This window comes from Pseudomonas fluorescens (genome assembly GCF_902497625.1).
GTDB classification, from domain to species: Bacteria; Pseudomonadota; Gammaproteobacteria; order Pseudomonadales; family Pseudomonadaceae; genus Aquipseudomonas; species Aquipseudomonas fluorescens_BQ.
Genome location: NZ_CABVGX010000070.1, coordinates 14395 through 20543 on the forward strand (window position 1 = coordinate 14395; position 6149 = coordinate 20543).

The window sequence follows — 6149 nt, forward strand, 5'->3', positions numbered from 1 at the left end:
GGCGGACGTTGGGGCGGGTGCTGCCGCTGAACCTCGCGGCCTGGGCGCTGGGTGGTTTTTATGCATCCCTCGCGCCGTCATTGGTGCGCACGGCCACGGGCTCGACTTCCAATCTGATTGGCGGTGCCACCGTAGCTGCCCTGACCGTCACCGGTGCACTGATGATTTACAGCTTGCGCAGTCGGCCGGCAGACCAGGTGCTGCGGATAGGTGCGAGCTTTTTGCCAGCCGGTGTTGCATTGATTCTGGTGGCGGTGCACAGCGCCAGCCTGTCGCTGTTTTTTATAGGGACCTTGGTGGCCGGCTGTGGCTTCGGCGCGAGCTTTCTGGGTGCGCTGCGCAGCGTCGTGCCCTTGGCGCTGCCCCATGAGCGGGCCGGTTTGATGTCGGCATTCTATGTGCTCAGCTATCTGGCATTCTGCCTGCCGGCGTTAATGGCGGGGAGCATGACGCGCACTTTCGGTCTGGTCGCGACCACCGATGGCTATGGCGCGGTATTGATCGTTCTTTCGCTCGTGGCGTTGTGGACGTTTTTGCGCCAGTGGACGGAACGCCGGCCAAATCATGCGTCCGGCAAAAAACCTCTTTAGGAGCCAAGCGTGCTCGCGAAAGCGGTCCCAATCACTGCATATCCGTAAAACAGATAACAGTTACAGATATTACCCGTTATATAGATATTCCGTTCTGGTCCACCATGAACTCCACCTCTCCAGAGGAAAGGAGTTCGCCATGACATACAGCGCAATTCGATTCAAACCCTTCAGCCATCTACAGCACCCGCGCGAAGTCATCCGCCAATTCACTCCGAATTGGTTCGCCGCTACCATGGGCACCGGCGTGCTGGCGCTGGCGCTTGCACAATTACCGTCGGCCAATCGCGGAGTTCACGCCGTGGCCGAGGCGTTGTGGTTATTCAACATTCTTTTGTTCACTGCATTCACTGCGCTCTATGCCGCACGCTGGGTAATGTTCTTCGACGAAGCGCGACGCATCTTCGGCCATTCCACGGTCTCGATGTTTTTCGGCACCATCCCGATGGGGTTGGCGACCCTCATCAATGGGGCTCTGCTGTTCGGTGTGCCGCGCTGGGGCGAGGGCGTCATTGCGCTCGCTGAAGCCCTCTGGTGGCTGGATGTCGCACTGTCGCTGGCCTGCGGCGTGTTGATTCCATATCTCATGTTCACCCGACAGGAGCACAGCATCGACCAGATGACGGCGGTATGGCTGCTGCCCGTGGTGGCGGCGGAAGTCGCGGCCGCCAGCGGTGGCTTGCTCGCTCCGCACCTCGCCGATGGCCATTCGCAATTTCTGATGCTGGTGACCAGCTACGTGCTCTGGGCATTTTCCCTACCTGTGGCGTTCAGCATTCTGACCATCCTGTTACTGCGCATGGCCCTGCACAAGCTGCCACCCTCGAGCATGGCCGCTTCCAGCTGGCTGGCGCTGGGCCCCATCGGCACTGGCGCGCTCGGTATGTTGCTGCTGGGCGCCGATGCACCGGCCATTTTCGCCGCCAACGGCCTGCCAGGCATCGGCGAAATGGCCGCCGGCCTCGGTCTGATCGGCGCAATTCTGCTCTGGGGCTTTGGGCTGTGGTGGATGCTGATCGCGCTGCTGATCACCGTGCGTTACCTGCGTGCCGGCATTCCATTCAACCTCGGCTGGTGGGGCTTCATCTTTCCACTGGGCGTTTATGCGCTGGCCACGTTGAAACTCGCCAGCACCTTGCAACTGACCTTCTTCACTGTTTTCGGCTGTGTGTTGGTGGCGTTGTTGGCGGTGATGTGGCTGATCGTCGCCCGGCGTACTGTGCAGGGTGCCTGGAGCGGGGAGTTGTTTGTTTCGCCCTGCCTTGCAGGATTAGCGAAATAAATCACCAGGATTAGGTAATGTGTGGCCCTGAATCTGAATCTCTACCCAGACAAGGGACACACGGAAGATGAGTCACCCCTCACAGTTCGCCTTGCTTCGTACCCGGCGCTTCCTGCCATTTTTCATTACCCAATCACTTGGCGCGTTCAACGACAACATCTTCAAGCAGTCGCTGATCCTCGCCATCCTCTACAAGCTGACCATCGAGGGTGATCGCTCGATCTGGGTCAATCTGTGCGCACTGCTGTTCATCTTGCCGTTCTTCCTGTTCTCGGCCCTGGCCGGCCAGTTCGGTGAGAAGTTCGCCAAGGACGCGCTGATTCGTCTGATCAAGCTCGGCGAAATCGCGATCATGGCGGTAGGCGCCGTCGGCTTTGTATTCGATCACTTGGCGCTGATGCTGGTCGCGCTGTTCGCCATGGGCACGCATTCGGCACTGTTTGGGCCAGTGAAGTACTCGATCCTGCCGCAAGCGCTGCATGAAGATGAACTGGTTGGCGGCAATGGCCTGGTGGAAATGGGCACTTTCCTGGCGATTCTTGCCGGGACCATCGGCGCCGGGATCATGATGTCGTCGGCGCAATACGCGCCCATTGTGTCCGTTGCAATCGTCGGCATCGCCGTGCTCGGTTACCTGGCCAGCCGCAGCATTCCCCGCGCCGCGGCGTCATCCCCGGAAATGCGCCTGAACTGGAACATCTTCAGTCAATCCTGGGCCACCTTGAAGCTGGGCCTGGGGCAAACGCCGGCGGTGTCGCGCTCGATTGTCGGCAATTCGTGGTTCTGGTTTGTCGGCGCGATTTATCTGACGCAAATTCCGGCCTACGCGAAGGAGTGGATGCACGGCGACGAAACCGTGGTAACGCTGATTCTGACCGTATTCTCGGTAGGGATCGCGCTCGGTTCGCTGCTCTGTGAAAAGCTCTCGGGGCGCAAAGTCGAGATTGGCCTGGTGCCCTTTGGCTCGTTCGGTCTGACCGTGTTCGGCCTGCTGCTGTGGTGGCATTCCGGGGGAATACCGGACAGCGTCAGCGGCCACGGCTGGATTGCAGTGCTCGGCTTTGGCCACACCTGGCTGGTATTGATCGACATTCTGGGGCTGGGGATCTTCGGCGGTTTTTACATTGTGCCGCTGTACGCCTTGATTCAGTCGCGCACCCCGGAGAACGAGCGGGCGCGGGTGATAGCCGCCAACAACATTCTCAACGCGCTGTTCATGGTGATCTCGGCGATTGTCTCGATCGTATTGTTGAGCATGGCCAAGCTGTCGATTCCCCAGCTGTTTCTGGTGGTGTCGCTGCTCAACATCGGCGTCAACGCCTATATATTCAAGATCGTCCCCGAGTTCAGCATGCGCTTCATGATCTGGCTCCTCAGCCATTCCATGTACCGCGTGGAGCATCGCAATCTCGATGTGATACCTGACGAAGGCGCGGCTTTGCTGGTCTGCAATCATGTGTCCTTCGTCGACGCCTTGCTGATTGGCGGCGCCGTGCGCAGGCCGATTCGCTTTGTGATGTATTACAAAATCTACAATCTGCCGGTGCTGAACTTCATCTTTCGCACGGCGGGGACGATTCCCATAGCAGGGCGTCAGGAAGACATCCAGATATACGAAAAAGCCTTCACGCGCATTGCTCAATACCTGAAAGAAGGCGAGCTGGTGTGTATTTTCCCGGAAGGCAAGTTGACCGCCGATGGCGAGATCAATGAGTTCAAGGGCGGGCTGCGACGGATTCTTGAAGAGACGCCGGTGCCGGTGATTCCGTTGGCGTTGCAAGGGTTGTGGGGGAGTTTTTTCAGCCGCGACCCGGATAAGGGCGTGTTCCGTCGGTTGTGGTCGCGGGTGACATTGGTCGCCGGGCCGGCGGTAGCGGTAGAATCGGCTGAGCCGGTGAAGCTGCAAGCCTTGGTCGGCGAGTTGCGCGGAACGCTGCGTTAACAACTCCAGACTGGCGCGGGCCGCTGCGGGGCGTGCCCGCCATGACGCTGGCTCAGCCCGCCATCGCCAAGCGGTTACGACCTTCGCGCTTGGCCACGTACAGCGCGCTGTCGGCACGGCGCAGCAAGCTTTCGGACGATTCACCAGGCATCAAGGTCGAGCAGCCGAGGCTGACCGTCAGTTCGATGGTGTTGCCATCGGCGGAATAATTGCGTGCCTGCGCGGCGAATCGTAAACGCTCACCGACTATCGCTGCAGCTTCGCGGCCGGTGTTCGACAGCAGAATCAAAAACTCTTCACCGCCGAAACGAAACACCATGTCGACGTTGCGCAGCTGGCTCTTGATCGACGCGGCCACCGCTCGCAGTACATCGTCACCGGCGCTGTGGCCGTGGGTATCGTTGATGTGTTTGAAGTGGTCGATGTCCAGCATCAGCAGCGATAAAGGTTGCAGATGACGCCGGGACATTTCGATTTCCCGTTGCAACGTCTGGTCCATGGCAATGCGATTGCCAGTGTCGGTCAACGGATCACGCAACGCACTTTGTGTTGCCGCGCGATAAAGCAGGGTGTTGCGCATCGGGTACAGCAGCGCCGACAGCAGCGACTCGAGATTAGCCTGTTCCTGCACGTTGAATCGCTGATTGCGGCGGAACACCAGTTCGCCCAAATGCTCGCCTTCATGGCTGAGGCTGTAGCTGACCGAATGATGGCCGCGAACGCCGAACTCCAGACGCAGATCACTGGCCTTGTGCGTATAGCTCAAGGCATCAAGCGGTACCAGTCGCTGAATCTCCCGGAAGAACAGCCCCAGAATGCGCTGCGGTTCCAGGCTCGTCTGCAACTGCAGACTCAATTGCTGGCGCAGTTGCGCAAGACTGACCGGCCGTTCCAGAATTGCAGGCTGTTGACCAAAGCCCAGGCGTTGCAATTTGGCGCTATCAAAGTCAATTGCGTTGGTCTGGGAAGGTGATTTCATATAGCAGTCGCCCCTAAGCAGTAAGCTGTCTTACAGGCTGGGTGAGAGCGGCTTTAGGCTGCGCGTCGTACTGGTCCGTCAGTCCCGTAGGACATTTCGTACAAGTCTAATCTGCTTTGTCGAACTTACGTAGTCTGTCGACTCAAGCGGCGCCCCATTTGCTGTCACACGGCGTGTCTGAGCAGGATTAGAGCCAGAGTTAAGCCATTCGGTTCACTAGATATAAAACCTTTCTAAATCAATATATTGAAGCGTTAATCAAGCATTTATGAGCGTTGAGGCGGCAGTTGTTTGACAGTTTCAATGCTCATTTACGACGTTATTATCGTTTCGCGACGAATTTACGCCGCGAAACAAATGCGACGTGCGGCACTACTGTGCGTTGAATGCCTGGCCGTTGATGCCGGTGCTGTCCGGTCCCATCAAGTAAAGGTAAACCGGCATGATGTCTTCAGGCGTCGGATTGTTCAGCGGGTTCTCACCGGGGTAGGCCTGTGCGCGCATGCTGGTTCGGGTCGCGCCCGGATTGATGCTGTTGGAGCGCACCGGCGCTACGGTGTCGACTTCGTCCGCCAGAGTTTGCATCAGCCCTTCGGTGGCAAATTTGGACACACCGTACGCGCCCCAATAAGCACGACCCTTGCGGCCGACGCTGCTTGAGGTGAACACCACTGACGCGTCCTGCGACAGCTTCAACAGTGGCAACAATGTGCTGGTGAGCATGAACATCGCATTAACGTTGACGTGCATCACGCGCATGAAATTTTCGCCGGACAGCTGTTCGATCGGGGTGCGCGGGCCGATGATCGACGCGTTGTGCAGCAGGCCGTCGAGATGGCCGAACTCGGTTTCAATCATCGCCGCCAGCTCATCGTATTGATGCGGCTGGGCGGTTTCCAGGTTGAACGGGATCACCGCGGGTTGCGGGCCACCGGCAGCCTCGATTTCGTCGTAGACCTGAGTCAGGTTGGCTTCAGTCTTGCCCAGCAGCAAAACGGTGGCGCCATGCGCGGCATAAGTCTTCGCAGCAGCTGCACCGATGCCACGACCGGCGCCGGTGACCAGAATGACCCGGCCTTTGAGCAATTCGGGGCGGGCGGAATAATCAAACATAAAAAAACCTCTGCAAATCATTAAATGCGGATATGAGCGAGGCCGGAAGGCAAAGCGCAATCCTGTAGCAAGAGACCGCTCCCCCTGTAGCAGCTGCCGAAGGCTGCGTCCCCTGTAGCAGAAACCGCGCTCCCTGTAGCAGCTGCCGAAGGCTGCGTCCCCTGTAGCGGAAACCGCGCTCCCTGTAGCAGCTGCCGAAGGCTGCGTCCCCTGTAGCAGAAACCGCGCTCCCTGTAGCAGCTG

The 6149-nt window shown here is 58.6% G+C and carries 4 protein-coding genes and 1 pseudogene; 3 read left to right on the forward strand and 2 right to left on the reverse strand.

Translation table 11 applies throughout. The features are described from left to right. The 3 genes and pseudogenes from F8N12_RS28000 to F8N12_RS26300 all read left to right on the forward strand — a co-directional run. A pseudogene (locus tag F8N12_RS28000) lies at window positions 1-590 on the forward strand (MFS transporter); the annotation flags it as partial. A gap of 139 nt (window positions 591-729) precedes the next feature. After that, entirely contained in the window at window positions 730-1872 is a 1143-nt protein-coding gene (locus F8N12_RS26295; RefSeq protein WP_150582990.1) for a TDT family transporter, read from the forward strand. Between the two features lie 67 nt (window positions 1873-1939). Beyond that, entirely contained in the window at window positions 1940-3814 is a 1875-nt protein-coding gene (locus F8N12_RS26300; RefSeq protein WP_150582991.1) for an MFS transporter, read from the forward strand. 52 nt (window positions 3815-3866) lie between these two features. Here F8N12_RS26300 and F8N12_RS26305 read toward each other — a convergent pair whose 3' ends face one another. Together F8N12_RS26305 and F8N12_RS26310 are read right to left on the reverse strand one after the other, a co-directional pair. Then, window positions 3867-4793: a GGDEF domain-containing protein gene (locus tag F8N12_RS26305; protein ID WP_150582992.1), complete on the reverse strand. Its 927-nt coding sequence runs from the start codon at window positions 4791-4793 to the stop codon at window positions 3867-3869. A 372-nt stretch (window positions 4794-5165) separates the two neighbouring features. Next, a complete protein-coding gene (locus tag F8N12_RS26310; protein WP_150582993.1) occupies window positions 5166-5906 on the reverse strand; it encodes a YciK family oxidoreductase in 741 nt (246 codons plus the stop codon). Between the last annotated feature and the right edge of the window lie 243 nt (window positions 5907-6149).